This is a genomic window from Rhodococcoides kyotonense (genome assembly GCF_001645385.1).
GTDB lineage: Bacteria > Actinomycetota > Actinomycetes > Mycobacteriales > Mycobacteriaceae > Rhodococcoides > Rhodococcoides kyotonensis_B.
Map to the genome: position 1 here is coordinate 99,889 of NZ_LVHI01000003.1, position 25,755 is coordinate 125,643.

The 25,755-nt window shown below is 65.3% G+C and carries 20 protein-coding genes; 3 read left to right on the top strand and 17 right to left on the bottom strand.

Features of this window, described 5'->3' with window-relative positions; genetic code table 11:
* Both aroA and rsgA read left to right on the top strand, forming a co-directional pair.
* The gene (gene aroA / locus A3K89_RS02865; RefSeq protein ID WP_068421483.1) at positions 1–1,320 is read left to right on the top strand and encodes a 3-phosphoshikimate 1-carboxyvinyltransferase; all 1,320 of its coding nucleotides are present in this window, start codon (positions 1–3) and stop codon (positions 1,318–1,320) included.
* The gene (gene rsgA / locus A3K89_RS02870; protein ID WP_371828782.1) at positions 1,269–2,306 is read left to right on the top strand and encodes a ribosome small subunit-dependent GTPase A; all 1,038 of its coding nucleotides are present in this window, start codon (positions 1,269–1,271) and stop codon (positions 2,304–2,306) included. The genes aroA and rsgA overlap by 52 nt, the downstream gene beginning before the upstream one ends.
* A gap of 61 nt (positions 2,307–2,367) precedes the next feature.
* Here rsgA and A3K89_RS02875 read toward each other — a convergent pair whose 3' ends face one another.
* The 5 genes from A3K89_RS02875 to A3K89_RS02895 all read right to left on the bottom strand — a co-directional run bounded on the left by A3K89_RS02875 (position 2,368) and on the right by A3K89_RS02895 (position 8,388).
* The gene (locus A3K89_RS02875) at positions 2,368–3,621 is read right to left on the bottom strand and encodes a fatty acid desaturase family protein (protein ID WP_068421486.1); all 1,254 of its coding nucleotides are present in this window, start codon (positions 3,619–3,621) and stop codon (positions 2,368–2,370) included.
* An 85-nt stretch (positions 3,622–3,706) separates the two neighbouring features.
* Positions 3,707–5,035, bottom strand: coding sequence for a fatty acid desaturase family protein (locus A3K89_RS02880; protein ID WP_068421489.1), 1,329 nt, complete (start codon positions 5,033–5,035; stop codon positions 3,707–3,709).
* A 107-nt stretch (positions 5,036–5,142) separates the two neighbouring features.
* Complete coding sequence (locus tag A3K89_RS02885) at positions 5,143–6,258, bottom strand: ferredoxin reductase (RefSeq protein ID WP_068421492.1); 1,116 nt, start codon at positions 6,256–6,258, stop codon at positions 5,143–5,145.
* 121 nt (positions 6,259–6,379) lie between these two features.
* Positions 6,380–6,904 carry a DUF6912 family protein gene (locus A3K89_RS02890; RefSeq protein WP_068421637.1) on the bottom strand — a complete coding sequence of 175 codons (525 nt, stop codon included), beginning with the start codon at positions 6,902–6,904 and terminating at the stop codon, positions 6,380–6,382.
* Between the two features lie 11 nt (positions 6,905–6,915).
* On the bottom strand, positions 6,916–8,388 hold the full coding sequence (locus A3K89_RS02895; RefSeq protein ID WP_068421495.1) for a WS/DGAT/MGAT family O-acyltransferase: 1,473 nt from the start codon (positions 8,386–8,388) through the stop codon (positions 6,916–6,918).
* Between the two features lie 200 nt (positions 8,389–8,588).
* Between A3K89_RS02895 and A3K89_RS02900 the strand changes: the two genes are divergently transcribed.
* The gene (locus A3K89_RS02900) at positions 8,589–9,155 is read left to right on the top strand and encodes an Rv3235 family protein (protein ID WP_068421498.1); all 567 of its coding nucleotides are present in this window, start codon (positions 8,589–8,591) and stop codon (positions 9,153–9,155) included.
* A gap of 3 nt (positions 9,156–9,158) precedes the next feature.
* Here A3K89_RS02900 and secA read toward each other — a convergent pair whose 3' ends face one another.
* The 12 genes from secA to A3K89_RS02960 all read right to left on the bottom strand — a co-directional run bounded on the left by secA (position 9,159) and on the right by A3K89_RS02960 (position 25,715).
* Positions 9,159–12,053, bottom strand: coding sequence for a preprotein translocase subunit SecA (gene secA / locus A3K89_RS02905; protein ID WP_206030617.1), 2,895 nt, complete (start codon positions 12,051–12,053; stop codon positions 9,159–9,161).
* Between the two features lie 270 nt (positions 12,054–12,323).
* Entirely contained in the window at positions 12,324–12,992 is a 669-nt protein-coding gene (gene hpf / locus A3K89_RS02910; RefSeq protein WP_068421504.1) for a ribosome hibernation-promoting factor, HPF/YfiA family, read from the bottom strand.
* A gap of 227 nt (positions 12,993–13,219) precedes the next feature.
* The gene (locus A3K89_RS02915) at positions 13,220–13,900 is read right to left on the bottom strand and encodes a ComF family protein (RefSeq protein WP_068421507.1); all 681 of its coding nucleotides are present in this window, start codon (positions 13,898–13,900) and stop codon (positions 13,220–13,222) included.
* Positions 13,901–13,938: 38 nt separating this feature from the next.
* A complete protein-coding gene (gene lpqB, locus A3K89_RS02920; protein ID WP_068421638.1) occupies positions 13,939–15,687 on the bottom strand; it encodes an MtrAB system accessory lipoprotein LpqB in 1,749 nt (582 codons plus the stop codon).
* A gap of 23 nt (positions 15,688–15,710) precedes the next feature.
* Positions 15,711–17,474, bottom strand: coding sequence for an MtrAB system histidine kinase MtrB (mtrB, locus tag A3K89_RS02925; protein WP_068421510.1), 1,764 nt, complete (start codon positions 17,472–17,474; stop codon positions 15,711–15,713).
* Positions 17,471–18,148, bottom strand: a complete 678-nt coding sequence (mtrA, locus tag A3K89_RS02930; protein ID WP_068421513.1) for an MtrAB system response regulator MtrA — start codon at positions 18,146–18,148, stop codon at positions 17,471–17,473. Before mtrA ends, mtrB begins: the two co-directional genes overlap by 4 nt.
* Before the next feature lie 4 nt (positions 18,149–18,152).
* Positions 18,153–18,818 carry a dTMP kinase gene (locus tag A3K89_RS02935; protein WP_068421515.1) on the bottom strand — a complete coding sequence of 222 codons (666 nt, stop codon included), beginning with the start codon at positions 18,816–18,818 and terminating at the stop codon, positions 18,153–18,155.
* A gap of 13 nt (positions 18,819–18,831) precedes the next feature.
* On the bottom strand, positions 18,832–20,331 hold the full coding sequence (gene ahcY / locus A3K89_RS02940; protein ID WP_068421640.1) for an adenosylhomocysteinase: 1,500 nt from the start codon (positions 20,329–20,331) through the stop codon (positions 18,832–18,834).
* Between the two features lie 83 nt (positions 20,332–20,414).
* Entirely contained in the window at positions 20,415–21,530 is a 1,116-nt protein-coding gene (locus A3K89_RS02945) for an alkane 1-monooxygenase (protein ID WP_084423550.1), read from the bottom strand.
* Positions 21,531–21,754: 224 nt separating this feature from the next.
* Positions 21,755–23,278, bottom strand: coding sequence for an amino acid permease (locus A3K89_RS02950; protein WP_068421642.1), 1,524 nt, complete (start codon positions 23,276–23,278; stop codon positions 21,755–21,757).
* Between the two features lie 59 nt (positions 23,279–23,337).
* Positions 23,338–24,561 carry a mannose-6-phosphate isomerase, class I gene (manA, locus tag A3K89_RS02955; RefSeq protein WP_084423543.1) on the bottom strand — a complete coding sequence of 408 codons (1,224 nt, stop codon included), beginning with the start codon at positions 24,559–24,561 and terminating at the stop codon, positions 23,338–23,340.
* Entirely contained in the window at positions 24,561–25,715 is a 1,155-nt protein-coding gene (locus A3K89_RS02960; protein ID WP_068421521.1) for a tobH protein, read from the bottom strand. The genes manA and A3K89_RS02960 overlap by 1 nt, the downstream gene beginning before the upstream one ends.
* Between the last annotated feature and the right edge of the window lie 40 nt (positions 25,716–25,755).

Here is a 25,755-nt window from a genome sequence, read left to right on the forward strand (position 1 = left end):
ATGCGCAAAGATGGGCAGGTGAGCAATTGGACAGCGCCGACCGCGACCACCCCAGTCCACGCGACCGTCACCCTGCCCGGATCCAAGTCCATCACCAACCGCGCATTGATCATCTCGGCTCTGGCCGAGGGTTCCTCGTCGGTGACGGGCACGCTGCGCAGCCGCGACACCGACCTGATGATCGCCGCGTTGCGCGACCTCGGGGTCGGCATCGACATCGATGCCGACGACCCGACATCGCTGACGGTCACGCCCGCTCCCCTGCACGCCGCGACCATCGACTGCGGCCTCGCAGGTACGGTCATGCGCTTCGTTCCGCCGCTCGCCGCGCTCGCCACGGGCACCGTCGCGTTCGACGGTGACGAGCAGGCCCGTTCCAGGCCCCTGGACACGATCCTGGGCGCATTGCAGACACTGGGCGCCCAGGTGGACGGCAACGCGCTTCCCTTCACCGTGACGGGCAACGGACGCCTCGCAGGCGGTCCCGTCGAGATCGACGCGTCGGGCTCCTCGCAGTTCGTCTCGGGCCTGATGCTGTCCGCTGCCGCGTTCGACGACGGCGTCACCATCAATCACGTCGGCAAGCCGGTTCCGTCGATGCCGCACATCGATATGACCGTCGAGATGCTGCAGCGCGCGGGTGTCCGGGTGGACACTCCCGCCGACAGCGGCGACGCCGACACCTGGCGAGTGCATCCGGGACCGATTCGAGCGGTCGACTGGGTTGTCGAACCCGATCTGTCGAACGCCACCCCGTTCCTCGCCGCAGCCGCCGTGACGGGAGGCGAAGTGCGCGTGCCGCATTGGCCGTCGTCGACGACCCAGCCGGGTGATGCGATCCGCGACATTCTCACGTCGATGGGCGCCGAGGTCACACTGGACGACGGCACCCTGGTGGTTCGTGGACCACAGACGGTGCGCGGGATCGACGTCGATCTGCACGACGTCGGCGAATTGACCCCGACCGTCGCCGCGCTGGCCGCACTCGCGGACGGCCGCTCCACGCTGCGCGGAATCGCGCACCTGCGCGGCCACGAGACCGATCGTCTCGCCGCCCTGGTGACGGAGATCAATCGTCTCGGCGGCACTGCAGTCGAGACCGACGACGGCCTGGAGATCACCCCCGCGCCGCTGCACCAGGGAGTGTGGCGCGCCTACGCCGATCACCGAATGGCAACGGCGGGAGCCATTCTCGGCCTCGTGGTCGACGGTGTCGAGGTGGACGACATCGATACGACGTCGAAGACGCTCCCCGGCTTCGCACTCCTGTGGGACGAGATGCTCGCGGGCACGCCCGGACGCGTTGGGTCGTCGTCCTGAGTCGCCGTCGGTACGACGAGTCGGATGTGCGGATTCGTCCTGGCAAGAGTTCACGGCCCAGGACGAAGACGCGACCCGAGCACGCCGACGCGGAATCGGCGATGGTGGTCTCGGTCGACCGTGGCCGATGGGGCTGCGTACTCGGCGGCGATCCGGACAGGCCCGTCGTGACGATGCGGGCGCGTGAACTGGGCCGCACTCCTATTGTCGTCGGCGACGACGTCGACATCGTCGGAGATCTGTCCGGCAAGGTCGACACCTTGGCACGCATCGTGCGGGTGTCCGAACGGCGAACGGTGTTGCGCCGCACCGCCGACGACACCGACCCGTACGAGCGCGTGGTCGTCGCGAACGCCGAACAGCTGCTCATCGTCTCGGCGCTGGCCGATCCGCCCCCGCGCACGGGGTTCGTCGAACGGGCGCTCGTGGCCGCCTACGTCGGCGGACTGAATCCGATCCTCTGCCTGACCAAGAGCGATCTGGCCGATCCGACCGAGTTCGCGGCGGCGTTCGCCGATCTCGACGTCCCGGTGGTACTGGCCGGCCAGAGCGAAGACCTCGGCGAACTGACCGGCGTTCTCGCCGGCACGGTCACGGCGTTGATCGGGCACTCCGGCGTCGGCAAATCGACGATGGTCAACAGGCTCGTGCCCGACGCGCATCGCGCCACCGGTGTCGTGTCCGGCGTCGGCAAGGGCCGTCACACGTCGACGCAGTCGGTCGCATTGCCACTACCCGGTGGCGGCTGGGTCATCGACACGCCCGGTATCCGGTCCTTCGGCCTTGCTCACATCGCGCCGGAGGACGTCGTGGCGGCGTTCTCCGACCTCGCGGAGACCATCGACGACTGCCCACGCGGATGCACTCATCTCGGCCCGCCCGCGGATCCCGAGTGCGCGCTCGACACATTGACCGGCGACGCTGCCCGACGCGTCCGCGCCGTCCGATCGCTGCTCGAAGCCGTCCGGACCAACGACGCCTGGTAGACGCACGTGCGCGCGAATGTGCAGCGGGCTGTACATTCGCGCGCACGTGCGCCGAAGGCGCCTACTTCGAGAGTTTCGCGATCAGACCGCGAATCCCCTTGTTCTTCTTCGATTCCTGGATCGCGGTACGCAGTCCGCGACGCTTGCCGGTCTCGGGATCGACGGTCAGCAGACCGCCGGTCGCGCCCGCGAACTTCTTCTCCGACGCGGTTTCCGGTGCGTCGTCGGCCGTCGCCTTGAGGTACTTGTTCGGCAGCGAGAGCTTCGCGATGGTGCGCCACGACAGCAGGTACTGCTTACCGAGAGACCCTGTGGTGTACGGCAAGTCGTACTTCTCGGCCAGTTCGAGAACACGGAACTTGATCTCGCGCAGCCGGTTGCTCGGCAGGTCGGGGAACAGGTGGTGCTCGATCTGATAGCAGAGGTTTCCGCTCATGAACTCCATGACGGGCCCTGCTTCGAAGTTGGCGCTGCCGAGCATCTGACGCAGGTACCACTGCCCCTGCGTTTCGTTCTCCATGTCCTTCTTGGTGAACTTCTCGGCACCGTCGGGGAAATGCCCGCAGAAGATGACGGTGTTGGTCCACACGTTGCGAATCATGTTCGCGACGATGTTGGCCGTCAGCGTGCTCTTCCAGGCCGGGCCTGTCACTGCCGGGTAGATGACGTAATCCTTGGCGATCTGGCGACCGATCTTCGCCAGCACCTCGCTACGCTTCCGCTCGAACTCCTCGCGGGGAACGCGCCCCTTGGCGACCTTCCCGAGTTCGAGGTGCTGAGCGGCGACGCCGTACTCGAAGAACAGCTGCAGCAGCAGGTTGTACACCGGGTTGCCCAGGTTGAACGGCTTCCACCGCTGGTCCCGGGTGACGCGCAGCAGACCGTAGCCCACGTCGTCGTCCATGCCGAGAACGTTCGTGTACTTGTGGTGGATGTAGTTGTGCGTCTGCTTCCAGTGCGCGGACGGACCGGTGTTGTCCCACTCCCACGAGGTCGAGTGGATCTCCGGATCGTTCATCCAGTCCCACTGCCCGTGCATCACGTTGTGGCCGAGTTCCATGTTCTCGATGATCTTCGCGACCCCGAGCATGCCCGTGCCCAGCAACCAGGCGGGACGCTTACGGCTGGCGAAAAGCACAGCGCGACCGCCGATTTCGAGCGTCCGCTGCAGACGAATGGTGTTGCGGATGTACCGCGCATCCTTCTCGCCGCGCGATGCCTCGATGTCACGCCGGATAGCGTCGAGCTCGACGCCGAGAGCTTCGACGTCGGCATCGGTCAGATGGGCGTATTCCTTGATATCCGAAATCGCCACGGGTTACGGCCCTCCTGGCAGTCGTCGGGGTGCACGTCGTGCACGTTTCTTTCGACTACCGTACCGTAACTTACGGCTCCGTAGGTTACGAGTCCGTAGGTGTGAGTGAGCTCACCGGCCGCCCACCCTTGGACGCACGACGCAAAGCGCGTGCCTGTCGCTTCGCTTCCTTCTTCGCGTGCCGCAGCTGCACACGCGCCTCGGCGATCGCCGACCGCAGGCCACGCCGCTTCCCTGTCAGCGGATCGATCGTCAGCGCGTGGACGACAGGAGTATCACCGGTGCGGAAGCGCCGTTCCGAGCTCGTCTCGGGCGCATTGTCCGACGTCGCCCGCAGCCAGGAGTCCGGCAACGACAGCTTGTGGATGGTGCGCAACGCGAGAAGGTACTGCTTGCCCAGCGACCCCGTCGTGTACGGAAGGTCGTACTTCTCGCACAGCGCGTGCACCTTCTCGGCGATCTCTGCGTAGCGATTGCTCGGCAGGTCGGGGAACATGTGGTGCTCGATCTGGTAGCAGAGGTTGCCACTCATGAACGCCATGATCTTGCCCGCGTCGAAGTTGGCGCTGCCGAGCATCTGACGCAGATAGAACTCGGCGCGTGTCTCGGACTCGAACTGACCCATCGTGAACTTCTCGGCGCCGTCGGGAAAGTGACCGCAGAAGATGACCGCGTACGCCCACAGGTTGCGCACGAGGTTGGCGGTGGTGTTGGCCGTCAGCGTGCTCTTCCACGCGGGCCCCGACAGAGCGGGAAACAGCACGAAATCCTTGCCGACCTGACGAATGATCTTCGCCCAGAACGCTCGGTTCGACGGCGACTGCCAGTACGGCAGCGCCATTTCGCCGTCCATCTCCTTCTGCTGCCTGCAGTCGTGGATGGCGATGCCCCACTCGAAGGTGGCTGCCAGCACGATGTTGGCGAACGGCTGCAGAAGGTTGATCGGCCGCCAGGCCTCGTCGCGCGTCATGCGCAGGATGCCGAAGCCGATGTCGTCGTCCATTCCGACGATGTTGGTGTACGTGTGGTGCGAGTAGTTGTGCGCACGCTTCCACTGTTCGGACGGACCGGTCTGATCCCACTCCCACGACACCGAATGAATCTCCGGGTCGTTCATCCAGTCCCACTGCCCGTGCATCACGTTGTGGCCGAGTTCCATGTTCTCGACGATCTTCGCGACGCTGAGCATCGCCGTGCCGACGAGCCACGCCGGCCGATACTTGCTGCCCAACAACACGATTCGCCCGCCGAGCTCGAGGCAGCGCTGCAGTTTGATGGTCCGCCGAATGTACGACGCGTCCCGCTCACCCCGGCTGTCCTCGATGTCACGGCGTACCGCGTCGAGTTCGCGACCGAAGGCTTCGAGATCTTCCTCGGTCAGGTGGGCGAATTCCTTGATGTCCGTGATGGCCATCGTGGTCCTCCGAAAGTCATGGGCGGTGCCCGAAGTACAGATTCGCGACAAGCGCCGACCGCAAGCCTAACCGACGATGCTGAGAAGTCGGTGTGTGAAGTCACACGCTAGAGCTCGAGCGTGCAGTCCCCCGCCGCAGCCGAGATGCACGTCTGGATCCGGTCGCCTTCACCGTGTTCCTTGCCGGACCGTAGATCGATGACGTGTCCCTCGACCAGCGGAACCACACAGGTCTGGCAGATGCCCATGCGGCAGCCGAACGGCATCTGGACGCCGAGCTTCTCGCCTGCCTCCAGCAGGGTGGTGGCACCGTCGACCTCGGCCGAACGATCGGACTTGGAGAACGTGACGGTTCCACCCTTGCCCGAGGTGTCGGCGCGGGCGATCTCGAACCGCTCCAGGTGCAGCTTGTCCTCGATCCCCTCCTGCTTCCAGACGCGCTCGATCTCCTCCAGCAGCGCCGACGGGCCACACGCCCACGTCTCGCGCGAACGCCAATCCGGGTACAACTCGTCGAGCGACGCCAGGGCGAACTTGCCGTCCGACCGGGTCAACTGCACGTGCGAGACGAACTGTGGGTGACCGTCGGCGATGCTCGCGAGTTCGCTCGCGAACATGACCTCGTCCTCGGTGGGCGCGGAATGGATGTGGACGGTGTCCGGCATGTCGCCGTGCCGGTCCATCGACCGCAGCATCGACATGATCGGGGTGATTCCGCTACCTGCGGTGAGAAACAGGATCTTCTCGGGCGGCGGCGTCGGGAGCGCGAAATTGCCCTTGGGAGCGGCCAATCGAACGATCGTCCCCTGCGGTACCCCGCCGACGAGATGGCTCGACAGAAAGCCCTCGGGCATCGCCTTGACCGTGATCGAGATCAGCTTCTCTTCCCAGTTGGGAGGCGACGTCAGCGAATACGAACGCCAGTGCCACCGTCCGTCGAGATGCAGGCCGATGCCGATGTACTGCCCCGGCTGGTAGTCGAAGTTGAAGCCCCATCCGGGCTGGATCACGAGCGTCACCGCGGTCGCGGTTTCCTGCTTGACCTCGACGACGCGTCCGCGCAACTCGCGGGCCGACCACAGCGGGTTCGCCAAATGCAGGTAGTCGTCGGGAAGCAACGGGGTGGTGATCCTGGTGAACGCGCCACGCAGCATGTTCAGCTTCGGCCGCTTCGGTGCGGACACGTCCGCAGCCGGAGCTTCCAGCCACTTCTTGAGGTTCATCCGGGGGTTCATCTCCTCGATCGCGACGATGCGGCAGATCGCGCACGCCGCCCTGCCGTCGTACAGGTTACGCTACCGTAGGTTACCTGGAGGTAGACGACTGTGTCACAGCTGTTCGAGGTCACAGCAGTTCGAGCAGGAACGGCAACTCCTGGGTCGCGTACCACGCCAGGCTGTGGTCCTCGGCGTCTCCGAGCACGAACTCCGCGTCGGGATCACCCATGTCGGCAGCATCGATCACTCCGACTGCCTTCTCGACGGCGGGCTCTGCGGCCTCGAGATCCATGTGCACCGACGCGACCTGGTTCAGCCGCAGCGGCTCTTTCAAGCGCACGACGGCGTCGTCCAGATCGGGGCGCAGCGTGGGATCGTCCACGTCGGCAGCGATGACGGCTCGGCGGTGCACGACACCCCCGTCGACGACGCCATCCTCGGCCTCGTCGTCGCGCGACGCGGCGATCAAGCGCAGCGACGCCCGTGCCGCCTCGTTCATGGCGACCTCGGCCAGTTCCTCGTCGTCACCCGACGAATACGCCTCGCGCAGTGTCGGAGTCACCGCGAACGCCGTTCGGCTCACCGGATGGAACTCCTCGTCGGCGACGAGCGTCCTCAACATCGAGACCGTCGCCGGTACATACACCCTCACGCGTTCTTTCCTCACACTCTCGACTCGTTGCTTGCATCGATCAACTCTTCGAGCGACTCCAGAATCAGAGCCGTCACGACGTCGACGTCGGGCATCGCCCCGCGGTCGGCGTTCAGCCCGTAGAAGACGTTGCCGTCGTAGGACGTCAGCCCGATGCTCAGCGCCTGATTCTCGAACAGCGGTGACACCGGGAACATTTCGAGCATCCGCGCGCCGCCGACGTACAGCGGGAACTGCGGTCCCGGCGCATTGGTAATGATCAGGTTGAACAAGCGCTGCGACAACCTGCTGCCCGCGCGTGCACCCATCGCGTGCAGACTGGCCGGAGCGAAGCCGGAAATGCGCATCAGGGTGTGAGCCGTGACGCCGGGCGACTGCTTCTCGTGAGCTTCCGTCGCATGCGCGATGTGCGACAGCCGGACGACGGCGTTGGGCTCCCCCACCGGCAGATCCACCAGGAACGACGACACCTCGCTGCGCTGCGATTCCACAGCGGACAGCACGGCGTCCGACTCGTGTTCACCGGTCGGTCCGTCGGTGTACTCGTCGTACGCTGCCCGCGCAGCCGACACGTACACCGACATCGGGACCATGGCACGCACCGTCGACGACGCGGTGACCGGTTCCCCGCGCGAGAGCAGCCAGTTACGCAATGCGCCGGTCACGACGGCGAGCACCACGTCGTTGATGGAGCAGTCGAACCTCGTGTGGATCTTGCGGTAGTCCGACAGTTCCGTCTTGGCGACGGCGAAGCGACGGTTGCGCGAGATGGGCGCGTTCAGTGGACTCGACGGTGCGACCTGCGCCGCGGTACGCACGGCCGACAGGACCTTGCCCGTCGCCTGGACAGCCTCGCTCGCGACGCCTGCGAACCCACGCGCGACACCCTTGATCATCTCGATGCCTTCGCTGGGCCGCACGATCATCTCGGTGATCGCGTCCAACACGAGCGCCGATTCCTTCGGCTCGCTCGCGGGCATCCACAGCTCCTCGGCCATCGGGGGCGGACTCTTGCTCGCGTCGAGAATGACCTGCCCGATCTCGAGCGCCTTCTCGCCGTCGACGAGAGCCGAATGCGACTTCGTGAAGATGGCGAACCGATTCTTCGACAACCCTTCGACCAGATACATCTCCCACAGCGGCCGTGTCCGATCCAACGGGCGCGACGTCAGCCGTGCGACCAGGTCGTGAAGCTGTTCGTCGGATCCCGGTTTGGGCAGTGCAGAGCGGCGGATGTGATAGGTGATGTCGAAATCCGGATCGTCCACCCACACCGGGCGCGCGAGTCCGAATGCCACTTCGCGCACCTTCTGTCGGTAGCGCGGCACCAGAATCAACCGCTGCTCGACGAGCGACAGCAAGCTCTCGTAACTGAACCCCGAACGCGGCGTTCGGAACACCGCCAGCGATCCGAGATGCATCGGGGTACTGCTCGCTTCGAGAAAATAGAACGACGCATCCTGCGTGGTCAGCCTTGTCGCCATCGCGTACCCCGGTCTCCCCGTTCCTGCTCGCTCCGTCACGCGACTCGATCCGAGCCTGCGATCCGTCCCCTCGAACTTAGATGAAGCAGAACGCTACAGCCATTCATGCGCGCGACGCGTGAGGCGTGGGGAACCGAGCGTGTATCGGTTTCGTCATACATCTTCGACGGGCAAGACCGTAGGAGCGAAGGACGTGGCGTATGGAGGCGACCGAAGCCAGGCGACAGAGCAGATTGGTGCGCCCGGCGCAGCCGTACGAACCGCCCGCCGTCGAGCGCAGCACGGCAACGCCGGCCGCGCCGTGTCGAGTCGAATTGCGGCGCAACACCATTCGGTCGAGCTCGGCCGTGAAGCGACGTCACCCGTTCCCCCGCAGCCTCGGAGCACATCCCGCGGCCGCACCCACGACGGTAGCCCCCAACCCCGCTCGCGACGTCCCCGACGACATCCGCCGAGGTGTCGATCATGCATTGCGACTGCTGTTGGAGGTACTCGATCGACGCAGAACCGCCGACCAGTTGCGCAGTCTGTTCGCGCCGGCCGTCATCGAATCGATAAGAACGATCGTCAGGAACGGGCCTCCCGGGCACGGTCTCGGTATCGCATCGCTCCGGACCGTTCATTCCCGTCCGGCGTCCGAGAACTCCGTGGAGATCTTCGCGACGTACGCGCGTGGGCCTCGCGTATTCGCGCTCGCGGCCCGGATCGACGTTCGATCCGGGCCGCGAGGAGACACACCGACGGTGACGTCGTTGCGGGTCTGCTAGGTGTCAGCGTTTCTTCTTCGACCGAGCAGGCTTGGACGTCTTGGCCTGCGCGCGCGCAGCCTCACGGCGCTCACGACGCGTACCTTGCGCCGTCTCGTCGGCCTTGCCGCCGCGTGCAGCACTCCCGTTACCGTCCGTCGCGCTCGACCGACGCACCTCTGTGCCGCCGCCCTCGTCCGGACCGGTGTAGGTCAACCCTCCCGAGGGCCGATCCTCCAGCCCCTTCGCACGTAGCGCGGTCGGCGCGGGCGCGCCCGCAGGCTGCGCAGCCCGCTCCTGCGTCGGCAACGGCTTCGGCGCCTCCGCCTTACGGGTGGTGACGGCAGGCTGCTGGGCGGTGGGCTGTTGCTGCGCGCCGGACCCGATCGGCGACGCCAGGCCGGGCGCCACTGCGAGCCCAGCGCTCGCGGGCGGTCCCGCCGGGGCAGGAGTGGCTTCCACCTGCAGGTTGAACAGGAAGCCGACCGACTCCTCCTTCAGTCCCTCCAACATGCCCTGGAACATGTCGTAGCCCTCGCGCTGGTACTCGACGAGCGGATCGCGCTGAGCCATCGCGCGGAGTCCGATGCCCTCCTTGAGGTAATCCATCTCGTAGAGGTGCTCGCGCCACTTACGGTCCAGGACCGACAGCAGGACGCGGCGCTCGAGCTCGCGCATCCCGTTCTCGCCCGCGATCTCCTCGATCTCGGCCTCACGCTTGGTGTACGCAGCGCGGGCGTCGGTGAGCAACGCGTCGAGCAGCTCCTCGCGAGTCAGGTCGCTCTTCTCGCCGAATTCGTTCTCGTGCGTCAGTTCCTTGTGGTCGACGCCGACCGGGTACAGCGTCTTCAACGCCGTCCACAGCTGTTCGAGATCCCAGTCCTCGACGTACCCCTCGGCGGTGGCGCCGTTCACGTAGGCCGTGATCACGTCGGTGATCATGCCTTCGACCTGGCCCTCCATGTCCGCACCTTCGAGGATGCGGCGGCGCTCGTCGTAGATGACGGTGCGCTGCTGGTTCATGACCTCGTCGTACTTGAGGACGTTCTTGCGGATCTCGAAGTTCTGCTGCTCGACCTGGGTCTGCGCGCTCTTGATGGCCTTGGAGACCATCTTGGCCTCGATCGGGACGTCGTCGGGCAGGTTGAGTCGCGTCATGATCGACTCGAGCGCAGCACCGTTGAACCGTCGCATCAACTCGTCGCCGAGCGACAGGTAGAAGCGGGACTCGCCCGGGTCTCCCTGACGACCGGAACGACCGCGGAGCTGATTGTCGATGCGGCGCGAGTCGTGCCGCTCGGTGCCGAGCACGTAGAGGCCGCCTGCCTCGCGAACGGTTTCGGCGTCTTCCTTGACCTGCGTCTTCACGTTCTCCAGCGCGGCATCCCACGCGGCCTGGTACTCCTCCGGGTTCTCCACCGGGTCGAGGCCCTGCTTACGCAGTTGGATGTCGGTGATGATGTCGGGGTTTCCACCGAGCACGACGTCCGTACCGCGGCCTGCCATGTTGGTGGCCACGGTCACTGCCCCGAGACGACCGGCCTCGGCGACGATGGTCGCTTCCTGCTCGTGGAACTTCGCGTTCAGAACGCTGTGCACGACGCCGCGCTTGGTGAACTGCTTCGACAGATACTCCGAACGCTCGACGCTCGTCGTACCGATCAGGACCGGCTGGCCCTTCTCGTGACGCTCGACGACGTCGGACACGACCGCGTCGAACTTCGCTTCCTCGGTCTTGTAGATGAGGTCACCGTTGTCGACACGAACCATGGGCCGGTTGGTCGGAATCGGGATGACGCCCAGTCCGTAGGTCTGGTGCAGCTCGGCGGCTTCGGTCTGTGCCGTACCGGTCATTCCCGAGAGCTTGTCGTACAGACGGAAGTAGTTCTGCAGTGTGATCGTGGCGAGAGTCTGGTTCTCGGCCTTGATCTCCACCTTCTCCTTGGCCTCGATGGCCTGGTGCATGCCCTCGTTGTAGCGGCGACCGACGAGAATACGACCGGTGAACTCGTCGACGATGATGACCTCGCCGTCGCGGACGATGTAGTCCTTGTCCTTCGTGTACAGCTCCTTCGCCTTGATGGCGTTGTTCAGGTAGCTGACGAGCGGAGAATTGGCGGCCTCGTAGAGGTTGTCGATGCCGAGCTGGTCCTCGACGAGCTCCACGCCCGACTCGTGCACACCGACCGTGCGCTTCTTGATGTCCACCTCGTAGTGGACGTCCTTCTTCAGCAGCGGCGCGATACGCGCGAACTCGCTGTACCACTTCGACGACGCGTCGGCCGGGCCCGAGATGATGAGCGGCGTGCGCGCCTCGTCGATGAGGATCGAGTCGACCTCGTCGACGATGGCGAAGTTGTGACCGCGCTGCACCAGGTCGTCGAGCGAGTGCGTCATGTTGTCGCGCAGGTAGTCGAAGCCGAACTCGTTGTTCGTTCCGTACGTGATGTCCGCGGCGTAGGCGGTGCGACGCTCGGCCGGGGTCATTCCGGACAGAATCACGTCGGTCTGCAGGCCGAGGAACCGGTGGACGCGTCCCATCCACTCGGAGTCACGCTTGGCGAGGTAGTCGTTGACCGTGACGACGTGTACGCCGTCACCGGCGAGTGCGTTGAGGTAGGCCGGCAGGACACAGGTGAGTGTCTTTCCCTCACCGGTCTTCATTTCCGCGACGTTGCCGAAGTGCAGCGCTGCACCGCCCATGACCTGTACGTCGAAGTGCCGCTGCGACAGCACGCGCCACGACGCCTCACGCGCGACGGCGAAGGCCTCGGGGAGCAGCTCGTCGAGCGACTCGCCGCCCGCGTACCGCTTCTTGAACTCGTCGGTCTTGGCGCGCAGTTCGTCGTCGGACAAGCCCTCGACGTCCGGGGACAGGGTGGACACGTGATCAGCGATGTTCTTGAGTCGCTTGACCATGCGACCTTCACCAACACGGAGCAGCTTGGAAAACGACAGCGAAGGCACGGGCTTTCTCGTCCTCGATCCTCGGTTAACGGATATCGGTTGTCAGGGCGTCACAGGCGTCGGGAGCACGACCGTACTCACGCCGACAGCGCGAGTCGACCGCGACCCGACGCGTCCATGGTAGGCGCTGCCGCGGTGAGCGTAGAAGACCCACCGGGACGAAACGGGTCCGACCTGGGATTTCTCCCAGGTCGGACCCGTTGTGAGCAGTGGTTACGAACCTCAGGTCAGCCTGATCAATCCGTAATCGAACGCATGCCTGCGGTACACGACCGACGGTCGGTCGGTGGCACTGTCGTGGAACAGGAAGAAGTCGTGACCCACCAATTCCATTTCGTAGAGAGCGTCGTCGACGGACATGGGGGCGGCGGAGTGCACCTTGGTCCTGACGATCTGACCGGGACCGCTCGGCTCGTCCTCGAACGAATCGAGGGGAATGTTCGGATCGATCGCCAGTGAGTCGTCCTCGGCGAGTTCTGCGGTGGCCTCGGCAACCGAGACCGGAGTCTTCTCACCGTAGTGAACTTTGCGACGGTCCTTGGTCCGGCGCAGGCGACTTTCGAGTTTGGACGTCACCGATTCCAGTGCGGCATAGAAACTGTCGGCACAGGCTTCTGCACGGACTACCGGCCCCTTGCCCTTCGCGGTGATTTCCACGCGCTGACAGGCCTTACGTTGGCGGCGGTTACGTTCGTGCTGGAGTTCGACGTCGAACAGGTAGATAGAGGGGTCGAAGCGTTCGAGCCGGGCGAGTTTCTCGGAGACGTAGACCCGGAAGTGATCCGGGATCTCGACGTTGCGGCCTTTGACCACGACGTCGGCATTGTTGGTGCTGGACTCGTCCGAAGGCTCCTCGTCGAAGAACACAGAAGCTTGTGAAGGGGTCGTCACGCGTACCTCCCGATATCGGTCGCGCCGCCGGTGCGACGCGGCAAGTGCTCATGCCGACTGGGGAACCAACCGGCACCATTTTCTGCCGCATCACCTCCACACGAGAGAAGTCGCATCCGCCTTCGAAGGGCGTGTCCACGACGCTAGTCGGTCATCCGCTCGTGTGCCACTGTTCACCGAATTTGGGTAGCGGTGCGTGTCGCGAAACCGCGCGTTATCGCGCCGTGTCACACCGCGGCCACCACCAGCACACCGTCGACTCGGACACCGAAATCGTGTAGGACACAGACCGATTCGGCGGCCGTCGAACCAGTTGTCAGGACATCGTCGACGACGAGGACCGTGACGTCACGCGACGCGGCCTCGAACGTCCGGCGCGTCGACGCTGGAGGCACCATCAAGATTCGGCCCGCCACGTTGGCCTGCCTCTCGGCAGCACCGAGCCCCACCGAATCGCGCACTCCCCTGCCCATCCGCAACGTACGCGGAACCGACACCGGCTCGGGTTCCAGCATCGTCGCGGCAACTCGTGCGAACCGCTCGACGTGATCGCCGCCGCGCATTCGCGCGGCCCGCGACCGCGACGGGGCGGGCACGAGTGCAAGCGCCGCGAACTCGGGCGGGTCCAACTCACCTAGCATCCGCAGATGGGACACCGCGCGTGCCGTCGCCCGCCCCAGTGGCTGTGCGAGGTCGTGCCGATTGCGTTCCTTCAACGCCAGAACGGCACCGCGAAACGGGCCCGCATACGGGCCGAGCGCCCAGCACGGCACTCCGACGTCGACACGCGGCCGTACCGAGACAGGCGGACGCGTCACCGCGCCTTCACACCGAGCGCACCACGCCTCACCAGCGACGTCACAGCCTCCGCACTCGTTCGGCAACACCAGATCCAGAAGAGTTCGCATGGCCGCGGAGTATGACCGCCGGGTCCGACAGGATCGGGTCAGCCAGGAAGGATCGGCGTCGCCTTCACGCCGGCGAGACCGGAGACTTCACGCCAGTACCGATCTCCCGCCGGGTCGTTGTTGTCCAGCTCGAACACCGCACGAGAGTCCGCGACGAACTCGTTCGACGGCGACGCGTCGACCGACAGCACCGGTGCCGTGAGGTTGCGGCTCGGCAGGGCGTCGAGTCTGGATCCGTCGGTCGTCACCTGCACGACGGGGACGTCCGTCGCGATGCGCACGATGACGATCGCGTCGCCGGTGCTCCAGTCGAGAGCGAGTGCGTCGCTGCCGAGACCGTTGGCCACGGCGCGCGGTGACGTCAGGGAGTACAGACCGTTCTCCTGCCGGACGACGGTCGCGACGTACACCAACCCGTCGACGATCATCGCGGCGCGGACGCCGTCACGCGACAGTCTCAGATCCGTGATGCGGGAGCCGAGCGCGGTGACCGCTCCCGCGTCCACCGGAACGACAGATACCTGCCCGGTGGCCGGATCACGAGCTGCGCGAATGACATTCGTCCCGTCGATGACAGCCCACACGGCGTTGTTGTCGGCACCCCACGTCGGTCGTGTGATCGACTGCCCCTCCGCCACGGGGAACGCGCCACTGTCGTACCCACCGATCATCAAGGCCGACGAAGGCTCCGGCGCCGGGCGCCCGGTGTCGGCGACACCCGCGACCAACGTCCCGTCGGTGGACAAGGCGACCGTCCGCAGATTCACCACCGATCCGAAATAGCCTGGCACGGGCGTCGTTCCGGTGTCTTCCACCGACACCAGTCGCCCACCGACGACGGCGTGCAGTCCGACCTCGTCCTCGGGCGCACCGAGCGGATCGAAATCGGCGACGTCGAGGGTCGTCCACCCGTCGGGCTTGGAATTGTCGAGCGGCTGACCGTCCGCCAGCAGCACGTACGGACCGGAGATCTCGGCCGAGGCGAGAGTCCAGATGACCTGTGCGGCAAGCAGTTCGCGGTTCTTCGCGTCCATCGCCTGAAGACCGCCGAAATCGATACGCACACCGCCGGATCCGACGCCGACCTGGCCGGTTCGACCGTCGGCCTTGGTGATCGGGCCGCGCACGCCGACCTCGTCGGCCAGCTCGTTGGACACGGCAGGCTCCAGCGTCGACTTGGGCCCGTCGATCAACAGCTGCACGAGCTGATTGGCCGTCTGATCGGACGACCCGGTCAGCCATCGCACGTCGGGAACCAGCTCCGAGCCGAGCGGATCGACGAAGTACAGCGACTTCCGTTGGTACGCACTGAAGAACTGGGACCTGTCGATGAGCACACCGGGTGGCAGCTCGTCGATGCGCCACTCGCCGTCGACCTTGACCATCTTGATCGTCGAGTCGACCGTCCCCGCGCCGGCTTGATAATCACCGCCTGGAGCCAACAGACCGACCGTGTTCGACCGAAGCGTGTACTCGGCTTCGTCGTCGGTACGAGGACCGTAGAGGAGGTCGATCTTGTCCGCGACAACGGTTTTCGCGCCGTCGTCCCAACCGTTCGACGCATTCGAGGTCAGGAATTGGCGCGCCGCCTGATGTCGGTTCGCGGAACTTGCACTCGCAGCGATGAAGTCACGTACGAGACGGTCCGGTTCCCGGCCTGCGGCAGGAGGCGGTGGCGTCGTCGTCTCGGCACCGGCCGCGCTGAGCGACCCGATCGCCTGCGGAGTGGACGATTCGGGAAGACTCGCGCATCCGACGACGAGGGCAAGGACGCTGCACAGCACCATGACCGGTGCTATTCCACGACGGTTCACGCATCTCCTTCGTTGCCGTGCGCATCGGGCGAGGAGTCCGACGCGCGGGGCACGGTCAACGCTTTCGTCGCACTGTCCACCTTGGGGACTGCCACTGCGCGGGTGATCTGTTCCTGCGGCAGCGGCTGTCCCTGGCTGTACGGCTTCGTGCTCGGTTTGAGCGGGAGCGGGCTCCCGATGACCTTGTGTCCTCGGACGAGCGGCAAGGTCAGCCGGAAGCATGCTCCTTCGCCGAGCGCGCCCCATGCCTCCAGCTTGCCATCGTGCAACCGGGCGTCCTCGACACTGATGGCGAGACCGAGACCGGTGCCTCCCGAACGACGCACGCGCGACGGGTCCGAACGCCAGAACCGGTTGAAGACCAGCTTCTCCTCGCCCGGCCTGAGCCCGATGCCCTGATCACGAACGACGAATGCGGCAGCGTCCGAATTGGCTCGCAGCCGCAACAGAACCGGCTTTCCCTCGCCGTGGTCCACTGCGTTCGCCAGCAGATTGCGCAAAATGCGCTCCACACGCCTCGGGTCGACCTCGGCGATGACGGCCTCGTCCGGCATGTCGACGATCAACTCGGTTCCGCTCTCCTTCGCCAGATGGCGAACGGTCGACACCGCGGCCCTCGCACACATCCTGAGGTCGAGTTGTTCGGCGGCGAGCTCGGCGACACCGGCGTCGTGACGGCTGATCTCGAGCAAGTCGCCGAGCAGTGTCTCGAACCGATCGAGTTCGTTGACGAGAAGTTCCGACGACCTCCTCAGCGCCGGATCCATGTCGGCGCTGCCGTCGTGGATGAGGTCGGCGGCCATGCGCACCGTCGTCAGCGGTGTGCGCAGCTCGTGACTGACGTCGGATGTGAAGCGGCGCTGCAGATTACCGAACTCTTCGAGTTGGGTGATCTGCTTGGACAGACTCTCCGCCATCTCGTTGAACGACATCGCGAGCCGCGCCATGTCGTCCTCGCCGCGCACCGGCATTCGTTCCTTCAGCCTGCCGTCCGCGAAGCGCACTGCGATGCGCGACGCCGACCGAATGGGAATGACCACCTGCCGCGCGACGAGCATCGCGATCGCGGCGAGCAGAACCAACAGAACGACGGCGCCGATCAGCAGCGTGCCACGCACGAGCGACAACGTGCGTTCCTCGCTGCCGAGTGGAAACACGAGGTAGAGCTCCAGTGTGGAGATGTCGGACGCCGTGGGAGTCCCGAGGATGAGCGCCGGGCCGGAATATCCACCCTGCTCGGGGTCGGTGACCGTCGCGAACTGATAGCTGATCTGGCCGCTCGTGACGAAGTTGCGCAGGCTCTGCGGAATCTGATCCGCGGGTCCGACGGACGCGTCGGCGCGCACGCTGTCGCCTTCGACGACGAGGACCGGGTCGAACGTTCCCGCCGATCCCGACGCCTGACCTGCATCGATGTCTCTACTCGTCAGCTGAGCGCGCGCACGTTCGAGGCGCAGATCGAGACCCGTCGAGTCGTCGGCGCCCGCCAACGATCCTTCGACGGTCATGCGGCTCCGATCGAGCTCCTCGGTGGCCGCAGTGATCTTGGCTTCCAGCAGACGATCGGTGATCTGGCTGGTCAGCACCATTCCGAGGATGGTGATGACGACCAGGGACAGCGTCAGTGTCGACACGACCACACGTAGCTGCAGCGATCTGCGCCAGACGTGACCGAGCGAGGTGCTCACCGAGCGAAACCAACGCAGGAGCGGCGAGAACGTTCCGTTGATTCGTCGCCGCGAGTGAGAGAACCAGATCACGGCGGTCCGGCCTTGTAGCCGACCCCTCTCACGGTCAGCACAACCTCGGGGTTCTCCGGATCCTTCTCGACCTTGGCGCGCAGACGCTGAACGTGCACGTTGACCAGCCGGGTATCGGCTGCGTGACGGTAACCCCACACCTGTTCGAGCAACACTTCGCGAGTGAACACCTGGCGCGGCTTGCGCGCAAGTGCCACCAGGAGGTCGAACTCGAGCGGTGTCAGCGACACCAGTTCTTCACCACGGCTCACCTTGTGCGCGGGGACGTCGATGACGATGTCCGCGATGGACAGCAGCTCGGCAGGCTCGTCCTCGGTACGACGCAGGCGTGCGCGAACGCGAGCGACGAGCTCCTTCGGCTTGAACGGCTTCATGATGTAGTCGTCGGCACCCGATTCGAGTCCGAGGACGACGTCGACGGTGTCGGTCTTCGCCGTCAGCATCACGATCGGTACACCCGAGTCGGCGCGCAGCACGCGGCACACGTCGATCCCGTTCATCCCGGGAAGCATCAGATCGAGCAGAACCAGATCGGGCCGGTTCTCCCGGACTGCGGACAGCGCTTGCGTGCCGTCACCGACCACGAACGGTTCGAAACCCTCGCCGCGAAGGACGATGGTCAGCATTTCGGCGAGAGCCGAATCGTCGTCGACTACAAGAATCCGAGGCTTCATGGTCCTATGTTGTCACTTTCCCGCTGTCAGGTGGCTCATTGAACACGTCGGCGGCGAGTCGATCCGGATCGACGTCGGGCCCGACGACCTCCCACCGGGACGCCCAGTTCGATGCGGCGAGCCCGCCGTACACCGCCGACGTCCGGCTCTGCAGAGATCCGTCTCGTTCGTAGGCATCGCGCGTGCGCGAGATGTCCTCGCTCTCGCGTGACGCCGCACGTTCGGCCGCCAACTCGACGGGGACGTCGAGCAGAATCTGCACGTCGGGAACCGGCAAGCCGAAGCGATCGAATTCGAGCGCACGAATCCACTCGACCGCGTCACCGTCGGCGCTCTCCGACAACCTCGCGGCCGTGTATGCGGCATTGGACGCGACGTACCGATCGAGCAGCACGATATCGTTGCGTGACAACGCTTTTCGCAGATCCTTCGCTGCATACTTCCGGTCGAGAGCGAACAGCAGGGCCATCGCATGCACGCTCTGTGCGGTATCGCCGTGCCGACCCCGCAACGCTTCCGCAGCCAGGTCCGCGTGGATGGAGTAGTCGTAGCGCGGAAACCCGATGCGGATCACGTCGAGGTCGTCGCGCGCCCACGCCGAGACGAGCCGACGGGCGAGCGTGTTCTTGCCCGCGCCGTCGACTCCCTCGATGACGATCAGTTTTCCCATGTGCCGAGCGACGTCAGTAGCGGTAGTGCTCGGGCTTGTACGGACCCTCGACGTCGACGCCGATGTACTCCGCCTGCTCCTTGGTCAGCTTGGTGAGGGTGCCACCGAGAGCCTCGACGTGGATGCGCGCGACCTTCTCGTCGAGGTGCTTGGGCAGCCGGTAGACCTCGTTGTCGTACTCGTCGGGCTTGGTCCACAGCTCGATCTGCGCGATGACCTGGTTCGAGAAGCTGTTGCTCATCACGAACGAGGGGTGGCCGGTCGCGTTGCCGAGGTTGAGCAGACGGCCCTCGGACAGCACGATGATCGACTTGCCGCTGTCGAAGATCCATTGATCGACCTGAGGCTTGATGTTGAGGCGCGTCGCACCCGAGCGTTCGAGGCCTGCCATGTCGATCTCGTTGTCGAAGTGGCCGATGTTGCCCAGGATCGCCTGGTCCTTCATCCCCTTCATGTGCTCGAGGGTGATGATGTCCTTGTTGCCGGTGGACGTGATGACGATGTCCGCCTGGCCGATCCCCTGCTCGACGGTGACGACGTCGAAGCCGTCCATCAACGCCTGGAGAGCGTTGATCGGGTCGACTTCGGTGACCTGGACGCGGGCTCCCTGGCCTGCAAGCGACTCGGCGCAGCCCTTGCCGACGTCGCCGTATCCCGCGATGAGAACCTTCTTGCCACCGATGAGCACGTCGGTGCCGCGGTTGATGCCGTCGATGAGAGAGTGGCGGGTGCCGTACTTGTTGTCGAACTTGCTCTTGGTGACCGAGTCGTTGACGTTGATCGCCGGGAACGCGAGCTCACGGGCCGCCGCGAACTGGTACAGGCGGAGCACACCGGTGGTGGTCTCCTCGGTCACGCCCTTGACCGACTCGGCGATCTCGGTCCACTTGGACGTCGAGGCCTCGAGCGAACGGCCGAGCAGACGGAGGAAGACCTTGTACTCGTCGGAGTCGTGGTCCTCGTCGATCGGAGGAACGACGCCTGCCTTCTCGAACTGGGCACCGCGCAGCACCAGCATCGTGGCGTCGCCGCCGTCGTCGAGAATCATGTTCGCAGGCGCGTCGGGCCAGGTCAGCATCTGCTCGGCTGCCCACCAGTACTCTTCGAGCGTCTCGCCCTTCCAGGCGAAAACCGGGACTCCGGAGGGAGATTCGGGTGTTCCGTTCGGGCCGACGACGATGGCGGCGGCCGCGTGATCCTGGGTCGAGAAGATGTTGCACGACGCCCAGCGCACCTCGGCACCGAGCGAGACGAGCGTCTCGATCAGCACGGCAGTCTGGATGGTCATGTGCAGCGAGCCCGAAATACGTGCGCCCTTCAACGGCTGCACGTCGGCGTATTCGCGACGCAACGCCATCAAACCGGGCATCTCGTGCTCGGCGAGGCGAATTTCCTTGCGGCCGTATTCGGCGAGCGACAGGTCCGCGACCTTGAAGTCGATGCCACCGAGGACGTCCGCGGTGAGTGCCGATCCTGTTGCCGAACCCTCGTTCGGCGTTACTGAGGTCGTCATCTTGCCTCTCCTGGTTGCGTGAAGTTCCATCGGCAAGGCTATCCGGTCGGGTTCGGTGCGCGTCGTCCCACCTGCCCGCCGGTCTATGCTGCCCGATTCGTCCCGATGTCGTGCTGCGCCAGGATCTTCTCGCGTCGGCGAGGCAGGATGTTCGTGCGCGTGACGTCGCCGTCGTAGTGCGCCAGCACCCGAGGGTCCATCACGCGACGCCACAGCGGCGGCACGAGCGCGAGCAGCACCATCGTGGCATACCCGGCAGGCAGCTGCGGCGCTTCGTCACAGGCACGCAGCGTCTGATACCGCTTGGCGGGGTTGGCGTGGTGGTCGCTGTGTCGCTGCAGGTGATACAGAAAGATGTTGGTGCACAGTCGATCGCTGTTCCAGCTGTGGCGCGCGGACGTCCGTACGTAGCGTCCTCGGGCGTTCTTCTCACGCAGCAGTCCGTAGTGCTCGACGTAGTTGATGACTTCCAGCAGCAGAAATCCGACGACGGCCTGCAGAGCCAGGTACGGCAGAATCCCCGGACCGAATACCACCGCCAGGACGGCGAACAGGGCCAGGGACATCAGCCACGAATGAACCAGATTGTTGCGGATACTCCAGGTGCGCAGGCCGAGACGGGCGAGCCGTTGCTTCTCGAGCGACCATCCCGACCGTAGGCCGCCGATCACGCTGCGCGGTAGAAACGTGTAGACGTCCTCGCCGAAGCGCGCCGTCGCCGGATCCTCGGGGGTGGCGACACGCACGTGGTGGCCCCGGTTGTGCTCGACGAAGAAGTGTCCGTAGAACGTCTGCGTCAGCGCGACCTTCGCCAGCCATCGCTCGTGCTGCTCGATGCGGTGGCCCAGCTCGTGGGCTGCATTGATGCCGGTGCCCGCGACGAGACCGACGGTGACGGCCAGGCCGACCTTGTCGACGACGGTCAGCCCGCCGAACGCCCACATCCAGCAGGCGACGAGCAGCGTGACGAACTGAACCGGCAGGAACAGGTAGGTGCACCAGCGGTAGTACCGGTCCTGTTCCATCGACTCGATGTCGTCGTCGGACGGATTGTGACCGTCCTCGCCTGCGAGGGCATCGATGATCGGAATGACGACGAAGAAGATCATCACCCCGCTCCACCAGAAGATCGGCATGCCCGTCCACATCACGAGCTGTGACGGAAGAAGCGCCGACGCGGGAGCGAGGAGGCCGAGCATCCACAGATACCGTTTCACGCCTCGGCGCCGACGGAGCGATGCACTCGGCACCTCGTGTTCGACTGAAACGCTGCTGGTGGGTGCATCCACGGATGCACCCACCTGGCCGACCCCACCCAACGCGAACCCCCTCGTTATCCGACTCAAGGTTGGTTCGGGAAGCTTATAACAACCGTACGACCGGCTGGAAGCGCGACGATCCGTCCCGTCATCCGGTTCTCGACCTACTCGCGCGCCGCCTGAGCGATCGATTGCTCGCGCTCACGAATCGTCTTCTCGGCGTTACGCCTGCTGTACAGGAAGTAGATCGCGACGCCGATCGCCATCCAGACGAGGAATCGGATCCACGTCTCGACGGACAGATTGATCATGAGCCACAGGCATGCAACGACCGCGAGAATCGGAATGACGGGCATCAACGGAACCTTGAATCCGCGCGGAAGATCCGGGCGGGTTCGACGCAGGACGATCACTCCGATGGACACGAGCACGAATGCGAAGAGCGTTCCGATGTTGACCATCTCTTCGAGCGTGCCGATCGGGAAGAACGCGGCGAGAACGGCCACGACGAACCCGACCAGCAAGGTGATACGGACGGGGGTTCCGCGTCGGCCGGTCCGCGCGAGCCCACGGGGAGCAAGACCGTCACGCGACATGGCGAACAGCACACGCGTCTGTCCGAGCATGAGCACCATGACGACGGTCGTCAGGCCGGCGAGCGCTCCGAACGAGATGATGTTCTTCGCCCACGTGAGGCCGTTCAGTTCGAATGCGGTTGCCAGCGTCGAGGAATCGCCCGCCAGTTCGGTGTACTTGACCATGCCGGTCAGGACCAGGGTGACCGCGACGTACAGAACGGTGACGATCGCGAGCGATCCGAGGATGCCTCGTGGGAGCGCCTTCTGCGGCTGCTTCGTCTCCTCTGCGGTGGTGGCGACGACGTCGAAACCGATGAACGCGAAGAAGACGAGGCTGGCGGCGGCGAGCAAGCCGTACCAGCCGAACGTGCTTCCACCGGCCCCGGTGACGAACGAGAACAGAGACTGGTGAATACCCTCACCCGTCGAACCGGGCTCGGACGGCGGGATGTACGGCGAATAGTTGTCGGTCTTGATGTAGAACGCACCGACGACGACCACGAGAAGCACGACCGCGACCTTGATGGCGGTGATGACGAAGGACACTCGCGAGGAGAGCTTGGTACCGGTGGCCAGCAACGCGGTGATGATCAGCACGATGAGCAGTGCGCCCCAGTCGAAGTTCAGCGACCCGATCTCGATCGTCGGCGACGCGGATCCGAGAACCTCGCCGAGGTACAGCGACCAGCCCTTCGCGACGACCGAGGACGCCAGCGCGAACTCGAGGATGAGGTCCCATCCGATGATCCACGCGATGAACTCGCCGAATGTGGCGTAGGAGAACGTGTACGCGCTGCCCGCCACGGGAACCGTCGACGCGAACTCGGCGTAGCACAAGGCAGCAAGACCGCACGCGACAGCGGCCAGCACGAATGCGAGAGACACCGACGGACCGGCGACGTTGCCCGCGGTGCGCGCAGTCAGGGTGAAGATGCCCGCACCGATGACGACCGCGACACCGAACACGGTCAGGTCCCAGGACGTGAGGTCCTTCCGGAGCTTGGTGTCCGGTTCGTCGGTGTCGCGCATCGACTGCTCGACCGACTTCGTCCGGAAGATCCCGGAACGGCGTGCCGGCTGCTTCGAGTTGCCGGCGCCCTCTTCATGCATGTGTTCCACCTGTCGACAATTCTGCTTGGCGCAGACTCATGTGTTGTGCATCTCGTACGCTAGCCGACTGTGGCGCTGAACACTTCTGCCGCACCCCACCGGGCGTGCACCGCAACCACCGGATCCGCCGCCGGTACCCATACCGACGCGCCGCGTTCGAGGATCAACTCCGTGTTCCCGTCGTCGAGCGCGACGCGACCGTCGGTGCACAAGACTATCTGGGGTCCTGCGCTGTCCAGCTTCACCGAGCTTCCGTCGGCCAGAGTCGACCTGGACAGGGCGAACTCCGGGGCCGGAGTGTCGTAGCGCACGGGCAGTTCGACCGAGTCGGAGGCCGGATCGAGCACGGTCACCTCGGCCGGCTCGAAGTCCAGTACGCGCAGCAATTCCGGTACGTCGACGTGTTTGGGCGTCAGACCGCCTCGAAGTACGTTGTCGGAGTTGGCCATGATCTCCACACCGGTACCCGACAGGTACGCGTGCAGGTTGCCCGCAGCGAGGAAAAGACCCTGCCCCGGGTTCAGGGTGACACGGTTCAACAGCATCGCCGCGAGAACACCCGCGTCGCCCGGATAGGACTCACCGAGCTCGAGCAACGTCCTGGCCTCGGCGACGAACTTGCCCCCATCCTCCTGCGCGCGCGTCGACAGGTACTGGACCAGACCGTCGGCCACGAGGGGCAGCAACGCATCGAGCGCGGGGCCGGGCAGGGTGATCCACGACGTGAACACGGTGCGCAGTCCGGCTTGATCGGGCTGGTCGGCGAGCAGCGAACGGTAGACGGACAGCGCCTCGACACCGAGCGCATCCATGAACTCCACGGTCTGCCGTGGGCACCGGAAGCCTGCGAGCGCATGGAATTCGGTCAACGCCACGATCAGCTCGGGCTTGTGGCTGGCGTCGCGATAGTTGCGGACCGGCGAATCGATCGGGACGCGCAGTTCTTCCTCGCGCGCGAAACCTTCCTTCGCTTGCGCGGCGCTCGGGTGGGCCTGCAGCGACAGGGGCTCGTCCGCCGCGAGCAGCTTGAGCAGGAACGGCAGCCGTCCCTCGTACGTCTTCGCGGTATCGGCGCCCAGCTCGCGTACCGGGTCCTCGCCGATTCGCGTCAGCAGCGACTGTTTCGACGGACCGTCGCCGACGTGTGCCGGATCGGCGGGATGGGCACCGAGCCAGATCTCCGCTTCCGGATGTTCCGACGGCACCGTGTGCCCGCGCAGCTCCGCGAGCGACGTCCGCGACCCCCACGCATACGACCTGACTGCCCCGTGCAGGAAATGCACTACCTACCGCCCATCACATGTAGATACGCGGCGGCCATTTCCAACCGCGTCGCCAACAACGTCATAGCTCCCAGTTCGCCCAGGTTCACGGCTTCGATGTCGGGCGTCCGGTCCTCCGGCACTCGCCGACCGGCTTCGGTGTACCCGGACGTCCGCGGATCGAACATCGTGGTGTCCGCGGACAACACGAGCGCGTCCGGGACTGCTGCGGTCCGCCGTTCCGTCAGCGCGACCGCGTCCGGCGGGGAGCACACCACCACCCGTACCGGTGGCTGGGGTCGCGGCCCGTCCAGTTGCTCGTCGTGGAACAACGGGTCGTACGACGCGCCACTGTCGGTGGCGGCAGACCTTCCGGCAGCGACGGCGGCGAACACGACGTCGCCGAGTTCTCCCGTGGCGCTCACGACGCCCGCTGCTCGGAACAACACCTCGCCGGCGTGACGGGCGATCTCGACCGCCACTGGACTGGATCCGGTCAGTACCACCCGCGCCCCCGAAATTCGCGCCGCCAGGGACTTCGCAGGGTTGTGGAACACCTCGTGCGTCGGGTGATTCCGCGCCGCTTCTGCGTCGAGGAGATCGGCCACGACGTCGAGGTCGGGCAGCAGCTGCCGGTAGGCACCGTCGGCGAGAGTGCCGAGGACTGCGATACCCGCAGCCAGATAACGCATGATCGTATTGTGTTCTCGCACTGCGATTTTCGGTGGAACGAACACTGCTCGGCCTGCAGCCGCCGACCGCAACGGCCCTTCGTCCGGCGTCACGAGCACGGTCTCGGCACCGCGTCGCACCGCGGCCGCCGTCGACTCCGCGAGCCTCGGGTCTCCCGCATCGTCACCGCTGACGAGCACGACGTCCAAGGGCCCCACCCATGGCGGTGTCCCTGGTGCGTGCACGAGCGGAACTCCGATTCGCGAGCCGAGAGCGGCGACGAGAACGGATGCCGCCCGTCCGGCTCTACCGTCGCCGCAGACGAACACGACGCTGCGGGGACGCAGATCGCGCAGCCGATCGGACACCGATTCGACGACGGCGGTCGAGGTGGCCCGAGCCTGAGCTCCCGCCAGGGCTGCGCTACGAAGAACACCGTCGACGTCGGCGGCGACCAGAGCGTCGGAGTCGTCGAGATCGAACAGGGGCGACGCGGCAGTCATGATCCGTCGACACCGTCCTCTCCTCGTCGAACTCGCTCGT

Coding starts and splice junctions, on each gene's coding strand:
- aroA (WP_068421483.1), top strand. CDS start 1: ATGCGCAAAGATGGGCAGGTGAGCAATTGGACAGCGCCGACCGCGACC.
- A3K89_RS02880 (WP_068421489.1), bottom strand. CDS start 5,035: ATGGCCATCACGGACATCAAGGAATTCGCCCACCTGACCGAGGAAGAT.
- A3K89_RS02885 (WP_068421492.1), bottom strand. CDS start 6,258: ATGAACCTCAAGAAGTGGCTGGAAGCTCCGGCTGCGGACGTGTCCGCA.
- A3K89_RS02895 (WP_068421495.1), bottom strand. CDS start 8,388: ATGGCGACAAGGCTGACCACGCAGGATGCGTCGTTCTATTTTCTCGAA.
- A3K89_RS02900 (WP_068421498.1), top strand. CDS start 8,589: ATGGAGGCGACCGAAGCCAGGCGACAGAGCAGATTGGTGCGCCCGGCG.
- secA (WP_206030617.1), bottom strand. CDS start 12,053: ATGGTCAAGCGACTCAAGAACATCGCTGATCACGTGTCCACCCTGTCC.
- A3K89_RS02915 (WP_068421507.1), bottom strand. CDS start 13,900: ATGCGAACTCTTCTGGATCTGGTGTTGCCGAACGAGTGCGGAGGCTGT.
- lpqB (WP_068421638.1), bottom strand. CDS start 15,687: ATGGTGCTGTGCAGCGTCCTTGCCCTCGTCGTCGGATGCGCGAGTCTT.
- mtrA (WP_068421513.1), bottom strand. CDS start 18,148: ATGAAGCCTCGGATTCTTGTAGTCGACGACGATTCGGCTCTCGCCGAA.
- A3K89_RS02935 (WP_068421515.1), bottom strand. CDS start 18,818: ATGGGAAAACTGATCGTCATCGAGGGAGTCGACGGCGCGGGCAAGAAC.
- ahcY (WP_068421640.1), bottom strand. CDS start 20,331: ATGACGACCTCAGTAACGCCGAACGAGGGTTCGGCAACAGGATCGGCA.
- A3K89_RS02945 (WP_084423550.1), bottom strand. CDS start 21,530: ATGCTCGGCCTCCTCGCTCCCGCGTCGGCGCTTCTTCCGTCACAGCTC.
- A3K89_RS02950 (WP_068421642.1), bottom strand. CDS start 23,278: ATGCATGAAGAGGGCGCCGGCAACTCGAAGCAGCCGGCACGCCGTTCC.
- A3K89_RS02960 (WP_068421521.1), bottom strand. CDS start 25,715: ATGACTGCCGCGTCGCCCCTGTTCGATCTCGACGACTCCGACGCTCTG.